The sequence below is a fragment of the Arthrobacter sp. 179 genome (genome assembly GCF_052379645.1).
Classification (GTDB): domain Bacteria; phylum Actinomycetota; class Actinomycetes; order Actinomycetales; family Micrococcaceae; genus Arthrobacter_H.
Genome location: NZ_JBQSYU010000012.1, coordinates 41,837 through 62,904, shown reverse-complemented (window position 1 = coordinate 62,904; position 21,068 = coordinate 41,837). Strand labels below are relative to the sequence as shown.

Annotated in this window: 16 protein-coding genes and 1 pseudogene; 6 read left to right on the top strand and 11 right to left on the bottom strand. The window is 65.4% G+C overall.

Going from position 1 to position 21,068, the window contains the following annotated elements:
- Nucleotides 1-268: 268 nt before the first annotated feature.
- The 7 genes from ACT3UE_RS09140 to ACT3UE_RS09110 form a co-directional block, all read right to left on the bottom strand.
- A complete protein-coding gene (locus ACT3UE_RS09140; RefSeq protein ID WP_444566598.1) occupies nucleotides 269-1,540 on the bottom strand; it encodes a phage major capsid protein in 1,272 nt (423 codons plus the stop codon).
- Between the two features lie 290 nt (nucleotides 1,541-1,830).
- Nucleotides 1,831-2,163 carry a hypothetical protein gene (locus tag ACT3UE_RS09135; protein WP_444566597.1) on the bottom strand — a complete coding sequence of 111 codons (333 nt, stop codon included), beginning with the start codon at nucleotides 2,161-2,163 and terminating at the stop codon, nucleotides 1,831-1,833.
- A 1,448-nt stretch (nucleotides 2,164-3,611) separates the two neighbouring features.
- Nucleotides 3,612-3,830, bottom strand: a complete 219-nt coding sequence (locus ACT3UE_RS09130) for a hypothetical protein (protein WP_444566596.1) — start codon at nucleotides 3,828-3,830, stop codon at nucleotides 3,612-3,614.
- Nucleotides 3,831-4,435: 605 nt separating this feature from the next.
- The gene (locus ACT3UE_RS09125) at nucleotides 4,436-5,830 is read right to left on the bottom strand and encodes a recombinase family protein (protein WP_444566595.1); all 1,395 of its coding nucleotides are present in this window, start codon (nucleotides 5,828-5,830) and stop codon (nucleotides 4,436-4,438) included.
- The gene (locus ACT3UE_RS09120; RefSeq protein WP_444566594.1) at nucleotides 5,770-6,720 is read right to left on the bottom strand and encodes a type II secretion system F family protein; all 951 of its coding nucleotides are present in this window, start codon (nucleotides 6,718-6,720) and stop codon (nucleotides 5,770-5,772) included. Before ACT3UE_RS09120 ends, ACT3UE_RS09125 begins: the two co-directional genes overlap by 61 nt.
- Nucleotides 6,717-7,568: a type II secretion system F family protein gene (locus tag ACT3UE_RS09115; RefSeq protein ID WP_444566593.1), complete on the bottom strand. Its 852-nt coding sequence runs from the start codon at nucleotides 7,566-7,568 to the stop codon at nucleotides 6,717-6,719. The genes ACT3UE_RS09120 and ACT3UE_RS09115 overlap by 4 nt, the downstream gene beginning before the upstream one ends.
- Nucleotides 7,565-8,791, bottom strand: a complete 1,227-nt coding sequence (locus ACT3UE_RS09110; protein ID WP_444555107.1) for a CpaF family protein — start codon at nucleotides 8,789-8,791, stop codon at nucleotides 7,565-7,567. The genes ACT3UE_RS09115 and ACT3UE_RS09110 overlap by 4 nt, the downstream gene beginning before the upstream one ends.
- Before the next feature lie 231 nt (nucleotides 8,792-9,022).
- Between ACT3UE_RS09110 and ACT3UE_RS09105 the strand changes: the two are divergent.
- Together ACT3UE_RS09105 and ACT3UE_RS09100 are read left to right on the top strand one after the other, a co-directional pair.
- Nucleotides 9,023-9,490, top strand: a pseudogene (locus ACT3UE_RS09105) (FHA domain-containing protein); the annotation flags it as partial.
- A 168-nt stretch (nucleotides 9,491-9,658) separates the two neighbouring features.
- The gene (locus ACT3UE_RS09100) at nucleotides 9,659-12,838 is read left to right on the top strand and encodes an FtsK/SpoIIIE domain-containing protein (protein WP_444555149.1); all 3,180 of its coding nucleotides are present in this window, start codon (nucleotides 9,659-9,661) and stop codon (nucleotides 12,836-12,838) included.
- Here the strand turns inward: ACT3UE_RS09100 and ACT3UE_RS09095 are convergent.
- Nucleotides 12,835-13,278, bottom strand: a complete 444-nt coding sequence (locus ACT3UE_RS09095; RefSeq protein ID WP_444555108.1) for a hypothetical protein — start codon at nucleotides 13,276-13,278, stop codon at nucleotides 12,835-12,837. The two genes, ACT3UE_RS09100 and ACT3UE_RS09095, sit on opposite strands and share 4 nt — an antisense overlap.
- A gap of 305 nt (nucleotides 13,279-13,583) precedes the next feature.
- Between ACT3UE_RS09095 and ACT3UE_RS09090 the strand changes: the two genes are divergently transcribed.
- Together ACT3UE_RS09090 and ACT3UE_RS09085 are read left to right on the top strand one after the other, a co-directional pair.
- Nucleotides 13,584-13,832, top strand: coding sequence for a WhiB family transcriptional regulator (locus tag ACT3UE_RS09090; protein WP_086994524.1), 249 nt, complete (start codon nucleotides 13,584-13,586; stop codon nucleotides 13,830-13,832).
- A gap of 147 nt (nucleotides 13,833-13,979) precedes the next feature.
- The gene (locus tag ACT3UE_RS09085) at nucleotides 13,980-16,133 is read left to right on the top strand and encodes a PASTA domain-containing protein (protein ID WP_444555109.1); all 2,154 of its coding nucleotides are present in this window, start codon (nucleotides 13,980-13,982) and stop codon (nucleotides 16,131-16,133) included.
- Nucleotides 16,134-16,222: 89 nt separating this feature from the next.
- Here the strand turns inward: ACT3UE_RS09085 and ACT3UE_RS09080 are convergent, their stop codons facing one another.
- Both ACT3UE_RS09080 and ACT3UE_RS09075 read right to left on the bottom strand, forming a co-directional pair.
- Nucleotides 16,223-17,620, bottom strand: coding sequence for a class II 3-deoxy-7-phosphoheptulonate synthase (locus ACT3UE_RS09080; RefSeq protein WP_444555110.1), 1,398 nt, complete (start codon nucleotides 17,618-17,620; stop codon nucleotides 16,223-16,225).
- A 103-nt stretch (nucleotides 17,621-17,723) separates the two neighbouring features.
- The gene (locus ACT3UE_RS09075; protein WP_444555111.1) at nucleotides 17,724-18,662 is read right to left on the bottom strand and encodes a lysophospholipid acyltransferase family protein; all 939 of its coding nucleotides are present in this window, start codon (nucleotides 18,660-18,662) and stop codon (nucleotides 17,724-17,726) included.
- Between the two features lie 124 nt (nucleotides 18,663-18,786).
- On the opposite strand from ACT3UE_RS09075, the gene ACT3UE_RS09070 reads away from it, so the two are divergent.
- Nucleotides 18,787-19,575: an alpha/beta hydrolase gene (locus tag ACT3UE_RS09070; protein ID WP_444555112.1), complete on the top strand. Its 789-nt coding sequence runs from the start codon at nucleotides 18,787-18,789 to the stop codon at nucleotides 19,573-19,575.
- A complete protein-coding gene (locus tag ACT3UE_RS09065) occupies nucleotides 19,568-20,023 on the top strand; it encodes a hypothetical protein (RefSeq protein WP_444555113.1) in 456 nt (151 codons plus the stop codon). The genes ACT3UE_RS09070 and ACT3UE_RS09065 overlap by 8 nt, the downstream gene beginning before the upstream one ends.
- Nucleotides 20,024-20,056: 33 nt before the next feature.
- Here ACT3UE_RS09065 and ACT3UE_RS09060 read toward each other — a convergent pair whose 3' ends face one another.
- Nucleotides 20,057-21,037, bottom strand: a complete 981-nt coding sequence (locus tag ACT3UE_RS09060; RefSeq protein ID WP_444566592.1) for an ROK family protein — start codon at nucleotides 21,035-21,037, stop codon at nucleotides 20,057-20,059.
- Nucleotides 21,038-21,068: the final 31 nt, after the last annotated feature.

The window sequence follows — 21,068 nt, the reverse complement described above, 5'->3', positions numbered from 1 at the left end:
ACTATTCGGGTCCCTGGGGGTCTCCAGGGATTGAGACGCCCCCTCCCCCACGGGGAGAGACAGGGCAGCCTGATTCTCCAGGGCGGGCCGGCACCAGCCAGGAGAGGCCGGCAACGGACCAGCAACGGCACCGAGGGCCGGCACTGTGCCCGGACACACGACAACGGCCGGCGACTGGACCCGGAAGGGGGAAGCAGTCGCCGGCCGCTGAAGTGGTGGCACGACCGGGCCAGAGAACGGAGGAAGCCGGCCCGGCCGCGCCGGTCTGTTAGGCCGCCGGCTCCGCCACGTCCACCTTGACGAACGCGCCGGGACGCTTCACGGCAACGTCGGCCCGAGTCTCCACGCGGAAGCGGGCCTGGTTCTTATCGAACAGGGCCCCGCCGGTGTCCACGTGCAGCGTGGCCTCCTGCCGCGTGGTCAGCTCCGCGCCGTCCCAGTCGCCCATGACAGCGGTGCCGACAGGCACGGCGACCGAGGGCACGCGAGGCACGCGCCACAGCGCCTGGGCGGCGTCAGCGGCCGGGTCACCGATCAGGTACTTCCCGGTGCCCTCACCTTCACGCAGCAGGTCCAGACGCTCAGCGTCCGCCGGATGCAGCACCAGGGCCGAGGGGTCAACGCCGGACACCTGCAGCGCGGTCACAGCCTTGCGCAGAGTGGTCAGCAGGTCCACGGCCCACGCCTGGGACAGAATGCCCTCCGTCTCCAGAACGCCGGTGAAGTTCTCCCCGAGCCCGTCACCGGTCAACGCCTGCCCCTCAGTGGCGACGGCGAGCCCGTAGCCCATTTCATTCGCCAGGAAGTCCCCGAGGGCCTTGTCGTCGTGGAAGTACCGCAGCGGCACCGGCTCCGAGATATGAGCGACCACCTTGTAGCGGCCCTCGACTTCCTCGAACGAGTACACCGAGGTGGGCTTCTGTGCCCCATCGGCCACCGGGGCGGCCTTGGAATCGCGGACGGTCTGGCGCAGGTAGGTGTAGGTATTGCCTCCGCCGCCGTCGCCGCCAAACACGGACGCCTCGAGCTGCCCCTCGTTTTCGTAGCGCGGCGCGTAGCCGGCCAGCTCACGCCCGTAGTCCGCGCCGGCCATGCCGGCGGCCGACTCACCGCGCAGCAGGTCCAGCACCGTGGTCGGCGCGGCACCCAGCGGCGTCACGCCCTGGGAGACCGGGTTAGCCAGGGAAACGGACCCGGACACGAGGGCCTTGGACCCATCGGCACGGCCCATCGACTCACGCACCGACTTCAGCGCGGACTGGCCCCACGCCTTCCGACCCACCGGGCCGGCGGACGACTTGGAACCGACCGGCCCGCCAACCTCAGCAGCCAGGGCCTTGGCCTGGGCCAGAATGCCCTCGTCAGACTTGGCCTGCTCGTACTTGCCCAGGTAGTCCCGAGCGGACTTCAATTCCGCTTCGAACTTCGCCCGGTCCTCAGCTGACAGGGACCGGCCGCCGGCCTCGCCCTTCTCCGCAATCTCACGGGCATTGGCGGCCGCCTCAGCGGCCTTCTGCTTCAGTTCTACGGACTTGCTCATGGTGTTTCTCCTGATTCTGTGCCGTTGTCCCCGGGTGTGGATAGACCACGACCAGGGGCCGGCAAAAGATGATTGATAGTGGCCCGGCCGGTTCTACGCGGCCCCAAATGAAAGCGGGGCGACGGAACCCTGGGCAGGGCTGAAGATTCGGTGGCACCTATGACGCCGAAACGGCGACCGGTACGGCCTGTCACTACTACGTCCGGCCGTTGACTCAGGTCCTCGAACTTGCCCCGTGGGGTCCTGGTTCTTGCCATCGCAACTAGCGGAACTTTCGCGCTGCCACAACCCTAACTCGACCGGCGTGACTGTCCAATCACCGCGCCGAGGTACCCGACCAGCTCCGCGTGAACCATCCCGGCGACCTCCGCCCGGTCCTGCCCGTCCAGGTCCGCCGGCCCATGCTCCGCGCCGAACTCCAAGCCGGCCCGGTACGCGGCCCGCCAGCTCATCGGCACCAGCGCCGCCAGCGCCAGGACCAGCCCGTCACGCTCGTCCGACGATAGGCCGGCGACGACGGCAGAGACGGCGGCCCCATCATCGGCCTCGAACGCCCGGACCATTGCCGCCGCGTCGCCGCTCAGTGGTGCCAGCTCGTGGCGTGTCTCGTTCGTGTTGCTCATCTCTTGTTCTCCCTTGAATTGCTGTGCGCCCGTCTCCGGGCCGTTCTAAAGTTCAGTGGGCCAATCACCCAGCCGGGGACCTATCAAGCCGCGTCCGTGGCGCTCGTGGACGCTTGCAGCGACTCAGACGCCCCGGCCACAGTCCCGTGCTCCTGCTCGACGGCCTCCGCCATATCGACCAACCGGTCCGCCAGCTCCAACGCGGCCGCCGGCGTCAGGAACGCCCGAGTGGCCCCAACGCCGGCCACCAAGCCAGGAATCCGGCCCTCACCGTCCAACCAGACCTTCCGCCGCAGATGGACCTTCCGCTGATTCATCGGCCGCGCCGCTTCTCGTTTCCGTCGTTCCCAGCTCATCCGTTGTCCTTCCGTCGTTTTCGCCATTCCGCCGCATACGCCCGAGCCCGCTCCCGGTGCCCGGGCCGTTCCCGATACTCCGCCGAGTAGTCCAGGACACAGACCCGGCACCACGTAGCGAGCCCATCGGCCCGCAGCCGGTTCAGGTGGAACCCCTCGACCGGCTTCAGCTCTCGACACCCTGGGCACCACTTCACCGGACCACCTCCCGCAGATGAGGCCGACACGTCAGGCACGGCACCGGCCGGCCCTCCGAGTCCTCACCGAGCCAACCGCCCACACAGGCCGCCGGATGCACCGGAGCCGGCCGGGGATGGTCGGGGGCCGAGGTAGCCGGCGACAATCCAAGGTCCGTAGGGTCCCGCTCAACCTCAACCACGAGGAACACCCCCCGCCGGCTCCTCACCATGCGGCGCGCAATACCAGCCGCCATACTCCCGCCGGGCGTATTCAGTGATGGGAGTCGGACAACCAGGAACCACACAGCCACTACTGGACGCCGGCACCTCCTCGCGTGTGCTCGTGTGTGTAGTCAGAAGCCTGTCCTGGCCTGGCCTAGCCTTTCCTATGTCGTCACGTGTTCCCGTCACGTGATCATCACGTGATTCCGTCACGTGTTCCCCGGCTTTCTTCCGTTGACGGTAGGACTTCGAACGGTCCGCGTCCTGGCGTTTCCGCAGCTCCAGCCCTTCGAGTTTGTCCCGGGAGGTTTGAGTGTTCAGGAAGTCCACGATCTGCCACCCCGTCCCGTCGTCAGCCGGGGTCCAGAGACCGGCGTTCACCAGGGCGGCCGCCGAGTCCAGCGAGCACCCGGGCACCATGTCCAGGTCCGCAACTTCGACCCGCCCATCGGTCCGATTCGACACGGCCCACGACAGGGACAGCACGAACGCCCGGAACACTTCGGGGCTCAGCCGCATAATTCGCCGGTCATTCAGCCACCGGTCAGGAAAACGCGCGTCCGTCACGCGGCATCACCACCTGCTGGCACCAGCTCGGGGCCGGGCTGAGGTATGGTCGACAAGTCCTCTGGTGTGTGTTTTCCGAGGTGACGGCCCTCGTCTTTGACGGGGGCCGTTCTCTTGCCCGCCCTCACTTGGCACCACCGCCGGAAGCCGGCTGGAGCTTAGAGGCAATGCGCGCGGCCTGCTCAGGTGACAGCGGCGGCGCGGCCGCGAGCGTCGCCTCCACGTAGGCAGCGAGTTTGGCAGCCGCTAAATCGCGGCGGGCCCCTGAGATTTCGTCCGCGCTGCCCTTGCGCGTGGCATTTCCGAGGACGGACCGGGCCCGAAGAACGTCGGTATTGGACATAAAAATAGCTCCCGAATGACGGCACCTCAAAGGGTGCAAACGTCACCGAGAGCTTTAGTTGCGCCTGCCCAATTGGGCCTCAGTGCTTGGCCGGTCCATGTGTCGCCGGGAGACAACACGACATTACCTTGACCATCAGGGCTACGGTCAAATACTCGGCCTTCTGCCCCATTCAAACCGCAACGGCCCAGGCCTACCCGATTGTTCCCATTTCACCGACGCCACAACGATCGAGGCCGCTATTTCTCCAACTGTCCACAGTTGGGGAAACGCCAGCCCGCCCGGCCCGTGGAGTTGCCATGTCATCCCCATACTGTTCCCCGGCGCACCTTCCGGAATGTGCGGGACGCTCACAACGCCCCACCGGTTCGCACGGACCTCGAGCGTCTTCGAGTCAACAACCCGAAGATCGAACCGTGCGCCAGTGTCCCGGCCATGCACAGTTGCCCGGGCCTGTTGCGTGAACCCATCCCTCCGTTGTGGCAAATATCCTTCCACCATCCGCACCAACTCAGGACCCACCCAGGCGCTGCGATTCAGCACGTCAGCGGTATCAGGCTCGATCCATTCCGACTCCTCAGGCCAGCCTGCCGATTCGTCCCAACTCATGCCGCCGGCACCTTCCACTCGATCTTGATGTGCTCGGGGCTAAACCGAATCCCCGACCCGGTAGGCAAAATAGTAATCTCCATCAGGTCCTCGACCACGCTCCGTCGAATATCCAGAGTCGCGGCCGCCCAGCGCTCCGCCGCATCCTCGCCGGCCAAGTCCAGAACAGCCGTGACTGGACGAAGTGATGCCAGCCGCCGGCGCAACTCTTCGAGCTGTGGGAGAATTTTCGCGTTAACTCGCCGCAGCTGGTCCCCCGTCATGCCACCGTCCGCGAACTCATCGGCGGCCAACTCCAAGCGCGCTTCCAGGCCCACGACTTGCGCCCGGAACTTTTCGATCTGATCGGAGTTGTCGCCAGCCATAGCCGCCGCCAAGTCCGGCATCAGCAGCCGTCCCAGAACCAGAACGGTGACCAGGTCATCCACTGATTCGAGCTTGCGCCGAACGCGATGGCAGTCCCGGCAAGAATACGCCGCCGGCTGTTTCTTCCCGGCCTTGATCGCGCCTGGCACCTTCCGCATCTTTCCGCCACAAAGACCGCAGCCAGCAATGCCGGTCAAGAGGGACCGGGGCTCCCGGCCCTTGTAATTTGCTTTCCGCACCGGGTCCGCCAGGATCGCCAACACCTGCTCGTGCTCATCCCCTGAAATCAACGGGTCACAGTTAGCACGTCCGGCCACCTCACCCCGGAACACCCGGAACCCGGCATTGATGGGCCGGCGGACGATCTGCCGGACCAACGTGTTGTTCCAATCTCCACCACGCGGGGCCCGAACCCCGCGAACGTTAAAGTCTCTGGCGATAGTGTGCAGCCAATCACCGCGAATGAACCGCGAAACCATCTCCTGGACCACCGGGCCGGCCTCAGGGTCCGGCACCTCCCACGGCGCGCCGTCCCGTTGGACCCGCAAATACCCATAGGGCACATGAGAATGCGGCTCCCCGGCGGCCGCCTTTTGCTCGAACTTCCGTCGAATGCGCCGCGCCTGCTGCTCCGACTCATGGCGCGCCACCATGCCTTTGATCCCCGCCGTCATCTTCCCCTGTGGCGTGGCAAGATCAATCTCACCGCCAACGCTGGCAAGCTCTACCCCAGAGCGCGCAGTCAGGTCGATCACGTCCTCCAGCTCCCGAGGTTTCCGCGTCAGACGGTCCACGTCCCAGACCACAATGGCCTGAATTCGTCCATCCTCCACAGCCTGCATCATCCGCTGATACTCGGGGCGAACCTTGGAGCGCGAGGCACTAACATCGTTGTCCACGAACGTTTCTGCCACCTCCCACTCCTTGCGCTCGGCCAGCTCACGGCAATCGGCAATCTGGCGCTCTACACCGAGGCGTGTGTCGTCTGCGTCGCGCGAGATGCGCGCATAAATTCCGGCCAACATGGGAAACATTCTACCCACAACTTGACTGGGATCATCATGCTGATTTCCTTACGCCCGGCAGTCTCCATCAACTCTCTTTTGGCTGCGTCCCGGACATCTTGGGCTTGGGCCCGCAACACTTCTGCCAATGGCGTCCCGCGCTCTGCTGCGACCGTGATTGCGTCGGAAAATCGGGTCATTGCGTTGAGATCAAGTCTTCTGGCCAGCCGTTGGAACGCCGTTGTCATGGGCGTTCCGGATCGAACATCCGCCAATAGGGCCTTGAATTCGTCCGGTAAATCGCCTTCGGCAGTGCTGCAGATACGCTCGATGGCCCCCACTGTGCTCTCCCCCGCCCCCACGGCCAAGGCGATGAGTTCGGCAATGCTCGGAAATTGCCCCAGAATCCTCCGGCTCCGTCGGGTCCCCAGCTCCGTGAGATGCCATTCTCGGAACGCAAATCCCGCTACCCCCGCGATCAACAGCACCGTGATTGCCAGGACCCCGTTGAAGTTCCCCCTCGCCGCCGATGCGACAACGAAAATGCTTCCCAGCAGAAGTCCGGCACCTGCATAAGTCAATTGCGATATCCGGTATTCGGTAACGCTCGCCACCAGTCCTGCCCGTTGGAGCCGCCGTTGAATTCCTCCCCCAGCCGGATTGAAACGGTTCAACATGGTGACAAGATCCTTCAGGACCGGCCAGAGGATCTTGACCAGCGGACCCAGTGGCGTTTCCGCAGCAACTTGACCGGGGCGGGTCCCGGAAGGATTCGCGGCCGGGCGCAATTGCCCGGAAATGCGATCTGAGAACTTCACCCGACGCAGGGCGGGAAGTCTCACAAAACACAACCAGAGTCCTGAGCCCAGCAGCAGCCCCAACGCCAGGGACCAGGCAATTGAGCCCGTCATTTGAGGATTCTTTCCTCGGAGGGCAATGTCCCAATACCCAGCATGATCCTGTAGCACAAGAAGGAAATGAACAGCCCGCCCAAAAGTACGACGGCGCCTCCGACCGTTGAATATGCTTTGACCGCTTGTGGCTGGGACGCCATGAGTAGCAGGATCACCCAGGGAGCAGCGACGGCCAGGCGCGCCGCGTTCACCGTCCATGACTGTCGAGCTTCGAGCTCGCCACGGGTGCGGGCACTATCGCGGAGGAACCCGCCCAAAGTCCCCAGCATCTCTCCCAGATCCGAGCCACCGACCTCGCGGGTGATCATCAGGGCCGCAACGATCTTGTCGGCGACGGGATCTGCCAGTCGGTACCGTAGTCGCTCCATCGCATCAACAAAATGCGACGTTGCCCGGTAGTCGAGCCCGAATTCCGTAAAGGCCGGCCGGAGTTGCTCGGGGCCTTGAACCCCCAATTGCATCAGCGCCTCCGGCAACGACAGACCGGCCCGGATGGCCGACCGAAGATGGTCGACCACATCCGGCCATTGCTCCCGGAGCACCATTGCTCGCTTGGCTGCACGCCAGCGGACGACCAACATCGGGACGAGTGCGCCAAAAGCTCCGAATATGGGAGCGATCAGCGGCGACAACGTCACAACAAAGACGATCACGGCGACGATGACGAAACAGAGCAGCATGGCAGACATGAAGCCAGCGACACTGACCTTATCCAGTCCGGCACGCAACAGCAGCGCCTGGATTCGGCGCTTCCGTGGTTTCGCCGGCTTCGCTGGTTCGCTCCAGCATGCCTGCCAAACCAATAGGAGTCCCAGGCCCAAGACCAGCCCCCAGACCAAAGTCATTGTCCGACCCCCAAGAGCAAGGTCGGGTCGATTCCAGCGTTGTCGAACTTGTCGTGGGCCAGATCCGCCGACGGAGCCATCCGTAGTTCGCCGTCGGTCCGTTTGAACGTCGTCGAGGACTCGATGATGCCGTTTTCGACCCTGCGACCTAGCTTGATGATCTCGGAAACCCTGCGATGCCCCGCAGCACTCCGCTCGCAGTGCACCACCAGGTCGATGCAGGAGGCAACGGTCGGCAGCACGAAATTGGAGTTGATGTTTTCTCCGGCCAGCAGGGGCAGCGTACAGATTTTCGTGACGGCGTCCCGGGCGGAGTTGGCGTGAACGCTAGCCATCCCCGGAAGTCCCGAGTTCATCGCGATCAGCATGTCCAACGCTTCTGCTTCGCGGACTTCTCCGACAATGATCCTGTCCGGCCGCATGCGCAGAGCCTCCTTGACGATGCGGCGCATGTCGATTTGGCCGTGACCTTCCAAGTTCGACTGGCGGCACTGCATGGCCACTACATCGCGCAGTGGAATCTTGAGTTCAAAGATCTCCTCCACCGTGATGACTCGCTCGCGGCTACCGATCCCCGAAGCCAGGCAATTCAGCAGCGTAGTTTTTCCTGCCTGTGTGGCCCCGGAGACCAGCACATTGAGTCCAGCCCCAACAGCGGAGTGCAAATAGTCAGCGGCCTGTCGGCTGAGCGATCCCAGCTCAACCAGATGATCAAGGCGAGATGCCCTGGCAATGAATTTCCTGATGTTGACCGACCAGTGTTTTCTGGTGATATCCGGGATGACCACGTGCAGACGCGACCCATCCGGCAGCGCGGCATCGACAAAGGGTGTGGATAGGTCCAGGCGGCGGCCCGACGTCTTCAACATGCGTTCCACCAGGATCCGCACATGCCCGTCGTCCAACCGAATCGAGGTCAATTCAGAACTGCCGCCCCGCGCAGCAAAAACCTCCGAAGGAGAGTTGATCCAGATCTCCTCGACCTCCGGGTCATCCAATAGCGGCTGCAACGGCCCGAAGCCCGCGATGGCGTCGAAGACCGATCTGCCTGCTTCCTCCAGGTCCCCGAGTCGTGGCAGCCCTTCCAATAAGGATCGTTCATCGTAGTCACGCACTGCCATGTCCACGATCCGACGGATCTCGGCGACATGTTCGGAAGGGTCCAGTCCCCGGCGCCGAACACGCTCGCGTGCCTCGTCCTCGATGGTGCGTTGTCCGTCCACCTGCATCTCCCGTGCAAAGTTCTGGGCACAGGACTTGATACCCGTGGTGTCCTCCGCTGGGACAACTCTTGTGACGTTACCCACACCGCATGCATCAAACAAGGGATTAGGCCCATGTGTGGAAAATCCTTGTGCATGTTATCCACAATATTTCGCTAATAAATATTGCGCTTGTGAATCCGGGCTAACGTGACCTGGAGCCGGGGATCATTGAGCGAAAGGCGCTTTCACATGACACTTCACGTCGCCGTCGTCCGACAGCCCTGGGGCCCGTTCGACGCTGCCCGGACAACGAGTTTCGAAGTCACCGGCCCCGAAGGTCTATCGGGGGCCGAGCTGGGAAGTGTCCTGACCGATCTGGGCTACGCGCGACTCCGTCTGGCCGGTGGCGGACAGCTGGATCAGGTGGAACAGCTCCCCACCGAGGGGATGGTGACCCTCACACCGTTCAGCCGACCATTTTCACCTCCGCCTACGCCCTCCGAAATATGGCTGGTTGCCATCAAAGGACCGGATTGTGGTCCCCGTCTGCTCCTGACCCGCGGGAGATACTCCATCGGACGCGGTGACTGCGACCTGGCTACTTCCGATCCCGGGCTTTCCCGCCACCATGCCGACATCATCGTCGACAAGACCTCCATTGCACTTGTGGAAACCACTGGTCCACGATCAACCGGACGCGGTGTCTCAAAACCAAGGAAACAGTTCCTCGGCGCCGACGACGAGTTCTCCCTGGGGAACACCACCTTCCGCATTCACTCCGTCCGGGTCGATGGCCATGCGCGGTCCCCCTATGATCGTCCGGCTCCATGGCCGCCACCTCCGACGCAACTATCACGCCCCGCTTCCGGCAGCAGGCCGTGGCTGATGATGACTACAGCGGCCCTCCCCCTCCTCATCGGTATCGTTCTGGCGCTGACCCTGGGTTCATGGTTCTTTTTGGCTTTCAGCGCTTTCGGCCTCGTCACCGGCGGGGTCCCGGCGACCATCGAGCTCAATTCACGTCGTCATTTGCGTCGACGTATCCACGGCATCTCGACGGAATTGATCCAGGACATGGAACACCTGGTCCCACCAGTCGGACTCCAGGTTCTCCAAAACACGAGAAGGGGCAGCGCCTCGCTCAAAGCACGGCAGCCAGCAGCTGTCTCCCACCCCCTGCGTCTTGGGTCAGGACGCGTGGTCCCACCACTCATCCTCCAGCCACCTTCCGACCGAGGTCCCCAGGTGCCTTCCGTCAACGCTCCCGTCATCATCACGATTTCTTCAGGTAAATTGGGGCTCCTGTCGGGACCAGAACCGGGCCTCGGCCCGCTCATCCGCTCGGCCGTCATCCAGCTTTCCCAAGCCTGTTCTCTTGCGGCTTCGACCCTGATGATCATCGGCGGGACCGATACCCTCCCAATGGAAGTACGGCTCATGCCGTGCCTGCGCGTGTGCAACGACGCGGATGAAGCCTTGCTGCTCATACCCGCCCTGCACCCTTCCTCGGTCCTGCTGGTCACGCCAGGGACCCTCGGTGGAGACCGCATCGCTGCGGCGATCCGCGGTATCGACGGGGACCGCCAGCCGCCGGCCCTGATCCTCACCACTCCAATATCCGAGGCCACGGCCGACTGGAGTCTCGACCTCACCACGTCCACGTTGAGCCACGGCGACGACGAGGTTCTGGTCGCGGTGGACGGCATCTCCTCCGCGACTTTCTCCACGGCCTGCAGGTCATCCCAACAAGAGCTGGAGTTTCCTGCTGCGGGGGCAGCCGCACGCGACGACGAACTCGATACACCTCGCGGAGGTTCGGCAGGGCACACCCCCGTCTGGCAGGCCTCCTCGGCAGAATCACTCCTGAGTCGATTTGGTGTCTGTGAGGGGACTGCCGTGTCCTTGGACTTCGTCTGCGATGGTCCCCACGTCCTCGTCACGGGAACCACCGGCTCGGGAAAGTCCGAACTCCTCAAGGCCATGACCCTGGATCTGGTCTGCCGCTACGGTCCGGATCAGTTGTCGCTGCTCCTGCTGGATTTCAAAGGTGGAGCCACGCTGGGGCCCTACGCAGAAACACCACATTGCCAAACCCTGGTGACTGATCTCAATGCCGAATCCGGAGAACGGGTCCTCGGCGGACTACGAGTTGAACTACAGCGCAGGGAATCACTCTTCAAGGAGGCAAAGGCAGAAGACTACGCCCGCTATCGGGCCCTTGCCGATTCGGTGTCCGGACCACTTCCGCGCCTCGTGGTCATCGTCGACGAGTTTCGTGTCCTCAGCGACGAACTGCCCGACGCCGTTCCTGAACTCATGCGCATCGCAACAGTGGGGCGGTCCCTGGGTGTGCATCTGCTGCTCGCCACCCAACGCCCGCAGGGAGTCGTCACGGCGTCCATGCGCGCCAACATCAACACGGTCATCGCCCTTCGTCTGCTCAGCCCACTGGATTCGAGCGAGCTCCTTGGCACTTCGGCGGCCGCCGAACTCCCTGCGTCCAGCCCGGGGCTCGGCTTCATGCGTCGAGCCGGTGATCCGCCCATGCCTTTTCGGTCCCTGCCCGTCGGCGACGACGCACCGGTCTGGAAGGTGTGGGAAACAGGCCCAGGGTTCCAGGACTGCCGTCCCATCACGACGATCCACCGACCACAGCCCGCGGATTCTTCCCCTGCAGGGCTTCTGGAACGAAGGACCTCGGATGTCCAGGAGCCGCCGTCCCCGGTCGCGACGTTCGCTGCACCGCTCCCTGTCGAACTCCATTTCATACCGCGACGGCTCCGTACGCAACGGCCCGAGGGGGCCATCGCGCTCGGCCTGATCGACGACATCGAGCATCAGCGTCTGCTGCCGCTGTGGTGGATTCCTGAATCCCAAAGACGCCTAGCAGTCATCGCCGGTCCAGGAAGTTCCGCTGCCGCTTCGCTCCTCGGACTACTCAACACCCTCGCTCAGGGGGAACCGGAGCGCCACATCTACGTGTTGGACGGGGCAGGACACTTCGGCCCCGGTTCCGGGAACCCACGTGTCGCCGGTTACGTCACTGCCGGGGAACCGGAACGTGTCCATGAACTCCTGGACGTCTTTGATGCACCGCCGGATGCCGCAGACCAACCGACAGCAACTCGGGTCCTGCTCGTCAGCGGACTCGCGGCATGGGCCACGGTGCTGGGGGTTTCGGACTTCGCTTCCCTCGATGACCGGCTCGCGGCCCTGGCCCGTACGACGGAGCGGGAAAACACGTGTCTCATCGTCACCGGGGATCGTGATCTGACCTCCTCCCGGTTCCACGCTTTGGCAGACCATCGGCTGTACCTCCGTTTTGGCCTGGGCGAAGAAACCTTGATGGGCTGGCCACGACTCAAGAACACCGGTCCATACCCGGGGCGCGCCGTATATACGTCCCCCCTTACCCCTGAGCGGGGGGTCGTCGTCCAACTCTGTACACCGGCGCCATCGACCGTCCAGGCCCAGGGCCCGCCGACCAATCTGCCGCTTCGCTCGTGTCATCCCCTGCCTTCACGGGTCGGCACAGACCAGCTGCCGCGCATCGACCGCCACCCGGGCCGATATCAGATCGGGCTCATGGCGCCGGAACACCGGCCGTGGATCTGGGAACCCGGCCGCGTTGGTCTCGTCCTGGGCGGCCCGGGAACAGGAAAATCGAACGTCCTGCGCATGATGGCCGGCCAGCTGGGGTCCGGCCTCGATATCCGCTGGTCCTTGGGCCCGGCCACTGACCCACCGGACTTGTTGTTCCTCGATGACGTTCTGGCACTCACCGACGCCGACCTGGCTCATCTGGATTCCCTGATCCGCTCAGGCACCCATGTCGTCATGTCGGCCTCACCCGAACGGGTCGGGCTCGCTCGGCTCCCCCCGGTGGCACGAATGCTGCCACCGGCTGCGTTTCTTCTGCTCAACCCCCGGCAAGCCAGTGACGGGGACTTCCCCGGATGGAGGCTCCGGCCACATCAACTGGCACTGCCGGGGCGGGCCGTCGTGCTGCGCCAGGGAAGGCTGACCCAGATCCAATGTGCCGTCGCGGATGGTGCCGACGCCTAGTTTTGTGGTGTGCGGTCTCCGAAGAATGCAGTGGCCTTCGGATCAAAAATCAGCAGGATGATCGCTGCCGCCGGGATCAGCAGCGTCAGGCCCAGCACCAGGCTCCACCCCCCGCTCCCGAGGAACGAAACAGCAAAGATGACCTGGAAGACCTGCCAGACCACGGCGGCCGCGCGTGTCCAGGCATTCCCCTTGAACACCTGGACCCCGACGTTGGCCTGCCATGCTGCCGCCCCGAGAATCAGAACGAGCATGAAGATGCGCCCACCCATCGACAAGGGTCCGGGTTCACCCAGCGACGTGGCGTACCAAGCAGCCGCGCCCAGTGCAGCGACGGCCTCGAGCAACAACAACATCGCCACCACGACGATCGATGGCGGGCGCCGACGGACGGCTGCCGGATCGTGGGGAGGGTGGGAGGGGGAACTCGGGGAACTCACCCCCCGAATCTACTCGACGAGCTGGGCAGGCCCAACCAGACGGTGTCCCCAGGGCACCCCCGGAGCGGGCCTTGACATGGGAACGCCTGCCCCGCAAGGCCTTGCTGGGGTGAGAAAAGCCTCAGTGTCATGAAACGATTGGTTGCGGTCCAACCCTTGTTTACACACAAGTAACATGACAATCTTATGGGGCAGGTGAACGGGAGCATTCGTGAGTGCTCTCTTTTGTGCTGCCACCGCCCCACTCTTCGGATTGACCGTGGTGGGTCGTCCCCCGAAACCTATTCCAAGGAGCATCAAAAAGCATGGATTGGCGTAGTCGCGCAGCCTGCCTGGACAAAGACCCCGAGTTGTTCTTCCCCGTGGGGAACACCGGACCAGCCTTGCTCCAGATCGAAGAGGCCAAGAGCGTCTGCCGCCGGTGCCCGGTCATCGACACCTGCCTTCAGTGGGCCATCGAATCCGGCCAGGACGCCGGTGTTTGGGGTGGCATGAGCGAAGACGAGCGCCGCGCCCTGAAGCGCCGCGCAGCCCGGGCCCGCCGCGCATCATAGCGAGACAGAACCTCTAGCCGTTCGGAGGGAGCGAATCCACGGATTCGCTCCCTCCGGCTGTTTAAGGACCTGAGCGTCACCCAACGATTCCGCCTCCCCCGAGCGGATGTCCACGGAAAGGCGCCGGGTTCTGGCTACCATCGTGGGGTGAGTGAACACGGAGCCAGTCCCGACCGGGGCACGATGATCGACGGCCGCTATCGCATTGTCGAGCGGTTGGCCGTCGGCGGCATGTCCACGGTCTATCTCGCCACCGACATCCGCCTCGAACGCAACGTGGCGCTGAAGATCCTGCATCCACACTTGGCCGAGGACCCGGTGCTGGTCGAGCGCTTCCGTGCCGAGGCGATCACCGCAGCCGGTTTCTCCCATCCGCATATCGTCGGTGTCCTGGATACCGGCGTCGACGGACACACCGCCTACCTGGCCATGGAGCTCGTCAACGGCCATACCCTGCGCGACCTGCTCAAGAGCCAGGGACGCATGGCACCGCGCCAGGCCTTGGCCCTGCTGGACGCGGTCGTCGAGGGCCTGGCCGCGGCACACGCTGCAGGCCTGGTCCATCGCGATATCAAGCCGGAAAACGTCCTGCTGTCGAATTCGGGCCAGATCAAACTCGCCGACTTCGGGCTGGCCCGCGCCGCGAGCAACCAGACCTCCACCGGCAACCTCATCGGCACGGTGGCCTACGTCTCCCCCGAACTCGTCACCGGGGCCCCCGCCGACGCCCGCAGCGACATCTACGCCGTGGGCATCATGTTGTACGAGATGCTCACCGGGCGCCAGCCCTTCGTGGCCGAAGCTCCCATTGCCATCGCCTACCAGCATGTCTCCAATGACGTGCCGGCCCCTTCGCTCCTCCTGCCGAACCTTGCTGCCGACCTCGATGAACTCGTGGAGTTCTGCACCCGCAAGGAACCCGAGGACCGGCCCCAGGATGCCGAAGCACTCCTGGGCGAGATCCGGCAGATCCGACGGACGCTCACCGATGAGGAACTCGACCAGCCCGTTGTCGATTCCGACGCCCCGGATACCGGGCCGGGATCCGCACCCACCCGGATCGTCGGGGCCCTGATGTCCCTGCCGGCCGCCGACGACGGCACGGCCCGGACCGAAGCCATCGGCCAGACCGGCCTTCCGGATGGGGCAACCGAGGTGTTGGGCGTCCCAGACAACGCCACCAGCGTCATTTCAACGCCTGCAGGAGCGACACAGGCACTGCCCCGATACAACGATTCCACCGATACCGGAGAACAACCCGCCCTCGACTCCGCGTCCGGAGCCGGCCGGTCGAAGCAGGCCATGCTGTCCCGGCGGGCCCGTGAACGCCAGACCCGCAAGGAGGCCAAAAACTCCCGCCGGCAGTGGGCGCGTGAAGCACAGAAACCCCGGGAGAGCCTTGCTTCCCCCTCGTCTCGACGACGTGGTTGGATCCTGGGCATCATACTTTTCCTGGTGACCGCGCTGGTGGCCACCGCAGCCTGGTTCTTCGGGATGGGCCCCGGTTCACCGGTGCAGATCCCCCAGCTCAGTGGCCAGTCGGCTGCCTCCGCCCAGCAGGCCCTGGAGGCGGGCCGCGTTTCGTCCAGTGCGACCCGGGTCTTCGACGACGAGATCAAGAAGGGCCTGGTGGTTGGTTCCGAACCGGAAGCGGGGACCACCATCCGCCGCTACCAGTCAGTCGAGCTCCTGATCTCCAAAGGTCCGGAGCTTTTTGCGGTGCCCAACGTGGTCGGGCTGGAGGAATCGACCGCCCAAAAAGCCCTGAAGGACGCCGAGGTCGTGCCGGGGAAGGCCAAGAAGGAGTACGACGAATCGATCGCCGCCGGTCAGGTCGTTTCGCAGAAGCCGAAGCCGGAGTCGAAGGTGCGCCGGGGGACCAAGGTCTCCTACGTGGTCTCCCGTGGTCGGGCCCCCGTCAAGGTCCCCGACGTCACCGGCCGCACCGAGAAGGACGCCAAAGCCACGTTGAAGGACGCGGGCCTGGAACCGGAGGTGTCAGGCAAGGAATTCGACAAGAAGGTCGACAAGGGGATCGTCATTTCGCAGGAGCCCTCCTCCGGAAAGGCCAAGCGGGGAACGACCGTCACCTTCGCCGTTTCCAAGGGACCGCGGATGGTCGAGGTGCCCAAGGTGCGCGGCAAGCAGTTGGAGAAGGCCGAGAAGATCCTCAAAGACGCCGGCTTCGAGGTCGAGATCAACGAAGGCAGCTTCGGCATCATCTTCGGCACGGTGGCCACGCAGGACCCGTCCTCCGGCGAACTCCCCGAAGGGTCCACGGTGACCCTCGGGGTCGTCTGAGCCACCCCGCCCGCTCGATCCTCCAACGACAAGGCCACGTCCGGGGTCTTCCCCGGGCGTGGCCTTCGTCGTGTGGCGCTTCAGGTCGATCAGTCGGTGCGCGGCTTGCGCTCGGCCAATGCGCCGGCCACCAGGAACGCCATCTCCAGGGACTGCCGGTGGTTCAACCGCGGATCGCAGACGGATTCGTAGAGATCGTCGAACTGGTCGGCGCGGATCGGGTCGGCACCGCCGAGGCATTCGGCCACGTCGTCACCGGTCATCTCCACATGCAGTCCGCCGGCGTAGGTGCCCAACGAGTTGTGGACATCGAAGAAGCCCCGCACCTCGTCCATGACGTCATCGAACTTCCGGGTCTTGTAGCCGTTCTCGCTGGTCACCGTGTTGCCGTGCATCGGGTCGGTGACCCAGAGGACCTGGGCCCCGGAGGCGGTGACCTTCTCCACGAGGTCCGGAAGCTTCTCGCGGATATTCTTCGCCCCCATGCGGGTGATGAACGTCAGCCGGCCCGGCTCGCGGTTCGGGTCCAGTTTCTCCACCAGGGCCAGGGCATCCTCGGGCGTCGTGTTCGGGCCCAACTTGACCCCCAACGGGTTGCGCACCCGGGAAAGGAAATCGACGTGGGCGCTGTCGAGCTGCCGCGTCCGCTCCCCAATCCAGAGGAAGTGCCCGGAGGTGTCGTAGGGCTGGCCCGTGCGCGAGTCCGTGCGGGTCAAGGCCCGTTCGTAATCCAACAGGAGGGCCTCGTGGCTGGCAAAGAACTCGGTGGTCTTCAGTGCTTCGAAGTCTGCACCGCAGGCGTCCATGAACCGCACCGCGCGGTCGATTTCGGCAGCCAGCGACTCGTACTGGCTGTGGGCCGGGTTGGCCCGGAAGCCCTTGTTCCAATGATGCACGCTGCGCAGGTCGGCAAATCCGCCCTGGGTGAAGGCGCGGATGAGGTTCAACGTGGCGGCCGAGGTGTTGTAGGCCTTGACCATCCGGGCCGGGTCATGACGGCGGGACTCGGGGGTGAACTCGAACCCGTTGACGATGTCACCGCGGAACGCCGGCAAGGTGACCCCCTCGCGGGTCTCCGAATCCGAGGAGCGCGGCTTGGCGAACTGCCCGGCCATGCGCCCCATCTTCACCACGGGCATCGAGGCGCCATAGGTCAGGACGACGGACATCTGCAGGATCGTCTTCACCCGGGCGCTAATGCGGTCGGCGGTTGCCCCGGCAAAGGTCTCGGCGCAATCGCCCCCTTGCAGCAGGAAGGCATGGCCCTGGGCCGCGGCGGCCAGCCGCTCGCGCAGGATGTCCACTTCTCCGGCGAAGACCAACGGCGGCAGGGAGGCCAGCTCGTCGACTGCCTTCGTATATTCCGGGCCGGACCACGTGGGCTGCTGTGAAATCGGGAGCTCGCGCCAGGCGTCGAGGCCGGGATCGGCAGCGGGCCCGGGGATGGGCTGGTGGAACGGGGCGGAAGTCTGGGTCGAATCAGTCACCAACCCAGCGTATCCGGGTCGTGGGCCGGCACCCTATTCGCGGCGTAAAGTTTCGTTTCGGCCGGTCATCCGGGGCAGGACGGTACTGCCGCCCGACCACCGCTCACGCCGGGTTGGAGTTGCCGTTCTTCCCGGGATCCCCGGGTAGTCCGGTGTCGCTGGGAGCATCGTCGTCGTCCGCCTGGCCGGTCCCCGTGGTCTGCTCCGCTGCCGGGGGCTCCTCCGTGGTATCGCCGTCCGCCCCGTCCTTGGGGGTACGGATGTGTTCGACCTCCTTCTTGGCGGCGTCCACCGTGGCCCGGACCTGGGCGCGGGCGTTCTCCGCCAGGGCCTCACGGGCCGCCTTGCGCTCGGCAAGCCGATCGGCAGTGATCCTGGCCTTCACGGAGGCGGCGTAGGAGTCGACGTATTCCTGGCCGGAGAGGCGCATCAGGGCGTACATGATCTCGTCGGTGACCGAGCGCTGGACGAAGCGGTCGTCCTCCATCCCCTCGTAGCGGGAGAAATCCAGTGGTTCGCCCACGATCAGCCCGACCCGTCGGATGTTCGGTACCGTCTTGCCGATCGGCTGGACCTTGTCGGTGCCGATCATGGCGACCGGGATGACCGGGACGCCGGTGGCCAGGGCCAGCTTGGCAACCCCGACCTTGCCCCGGTAGAGGCGCCCGTCGGGGCTGCGGGTGCCCTCCGGGTAGATGCCCAACAGGTTCCCGTCCAGCAGGGCCTGCTCCCCCGCCCCCAGCGAGTTCGCCGAGGCGGCACCCCCGGAACGATCCATCGGCAGCTGGTTGGAGAGGCGGAAGAACAAGGCAGTGAGCTTGCCCTTGATGCCCTTGCCGGTGAAATATTCCATTTTGGCCAGGAAGACGACCGGACGGTCCACCGCCACGGGCAGGAAGATCGAGTCGGAGACCGAGAGATGGTTGCTGGCCAGGATCGCGCCACCTTCGGCAGGGATGTTGTCCATGCCCTTGACCCACGGCCGGAACAGCAGGTTGGTCAGCGGTGCAATGAGCAGCCGCTTCATGATCCAATAAAACACGTGTGGGAGCCTTCCGCCGGGCAGGTCGTCGGGCGCCCGCCTCGCACGGACCCCATGTCGGTTACGCTCTACTCTAGGCACATATCCACCCCGGGGCACGATCCCCGGCCTGCTTGGGAGCGCTATGGAATTCTCGGCAACGGCCCCCTCCGACGCGGCTGAAGGCTTCCGGGTCCGCGGCGGCAACGGTGATGCGGTCCTGGTCATCCACGGTTTCACCTCCACCCCGCGCAGCATGCGCCCCTGGGCCGACGCCCTTCTGGCGGGCGGCTACACGGTCTCCTTGCCGGTGCTGCCCGGGCATGGGACCAGCTGGCAGGAACTGGCCCGGACCCCCCGTTCCGCGTGGACGGCGGCCGTCGAGGCCGAATTCGATCTCCTGGCCGCCGCCCACCGCAAGGTCTTCGTCGTCGGACTGTCCATGGGCGGGACGCTGGCCCTGCATCTGGGCATTGAACGCCGACCCGCGGGGCTCGCCCTGGTCAACCCCGCCCTGAGCATGGTGGACCGCACCGCGGCCCTGGCCGGGATCCTGAAACGGTTCGTCCCCTCGGTGCCGGCCATCGCCAACGACATCGCCCGCCCCGGCCAGGACGAGGGGGCCTACCCACGGACCCCGGTGGCCGCGGTGCACGAGCTGCGTCGGCTCATCCGCACCACCCGGAAGAATCTGGAAGCGATCCAGGCCCCGGTGTTCGTCTTCCGCTCGGTGGTGGACCATGTGGTCTCCGAACCGGGGTTGGATCTGCTGCGGCGCGAGCTGGTCGGCATGCACCCTTCCGGGGTGCCGCGGCTGCAATTGAGGTATCTGGAACGCAGCCTGCACGTGGCGACCCTTGATTACGACGCCGCAGCGATCTTCGAGGGCTCGCTCGCCTTCTTCGACGCGTTGGGAGGTCATGCCCATGGCTGATGACAACGCCCGCTCCCCCCGGGACCGGGCCGCCGACGAGGCCGCCTGGCAGGATCTGGTCAGCCGGCTCGACGACGTCGGGATGGATGTCGATCCGGAAGCCGAGGCCGCCGATCCACCGGGCCCGACCCCGGATCCCCTCGACGAGCCGGTTCCCCTGCTCCGCCCGGCCGGTGGGCCGCGGGACTACGAACTGCTCGAGGAGCCCGAGGAGGATTGGACCCCGGAGGATCCTCCGGCCCTGGGCTCGGGCAATCCGCTGACCGTGCTGGCCTGGACCTGTGCCGCCGGAGCACCGATCGCCCTGTTGCTTCTGGCCATCCTGTGGCGTTCGGCGCCGATGGGCGTCTGGCTGACCCTGTGCGTGGCTTTCGTGGCCGCCGCCGGTTATCTGGCCTTCAGGCTCCCGCGCCACCGGCAGGACGGCGATAACGGCGCCAGGGTCTGACCTCTGCCCGGGGACGGCACGGCCCCGCGGTCGTCACCCTCGGCTCGGGGCGGCTTCCTGCCGGGCGAGGTCGGCGGCTCCGATCAGCCCGGCGTCGGCCCCCAGCCCCGCCTGCCGGATGCCGGCGAACGGCCGGTAGCCCCGTCCGGTGAGGTTCTTCCGGTACGATGTCTCGGCTTCCTCGAGCAACCGGGTGGAGGCAGATCCCAGCCCCCCACCGATGACGAAGGTCCCCGGATCCAAGGCGGCGGCCAGATTGGCCAGGCCCAGCCCCAGCCACTGGCCGGCATCGATGATCAGCTCCTGGCAGGCAGGATCCCCGGCCGCTGCCAGCTCGGTCACCAACGACCCGTTGATGGCCTCCACGTCCCCTTCCACGGCGTCCAGCAGCGTGTGGGCCACCGGCGAGTTGGCCCGGGCTATTTCACGGCCTTCACGCCCCAGGGCGTTGCCGGAGGCATATTGTTCCCAGCAACCGCGGTTCCCGCATTCGCAGCGGTGGCCTCCGGGTTGGATGACCTGGTGGCCGAATTCCCCGGCCAACCCGAACCGGCCCCGGCGCAGCCGTCCCCCGGCGACCAGCGCACCGCCGATCCCGGTGCCCAGGGTCAGGCACACCAGGTTCGGTTCACCCTGCCCGGCCCCGAAACGATATTCCGCCCAGCCGGCCGCGTCGGCGTCGTTGACCACGCAGACCGTCCCGCCGAGCACGGTGGCCAGCCGGTCGCGCAGGGGTTCGTTGCGCCAGGCCAGATGCGGGCTGAAGAGCACGGTGCCCGTCTCGGGATTCATCCAGCCGGCTGCCCCGACGCCGATCGGGGCCCGGGGGGCGAAGCGGCGGAGGCCGGCCACCAGGTCCAGCACTGCCAGTTCGACGTCCTGGGGGCTCGATCCGGGGGTCGAACGCCGGTCGCGGTGCAGGAGGTTCCCCGCCCCGTCGACCACGCCACCGGCGATCTTCGTGCCGCCGATGTCCAGCCCGATGGCCTGGTCCGCTGTCGGTGCCGTACCCATGGCGATGCCCTTCCCTGGCCCGATGTTGGCA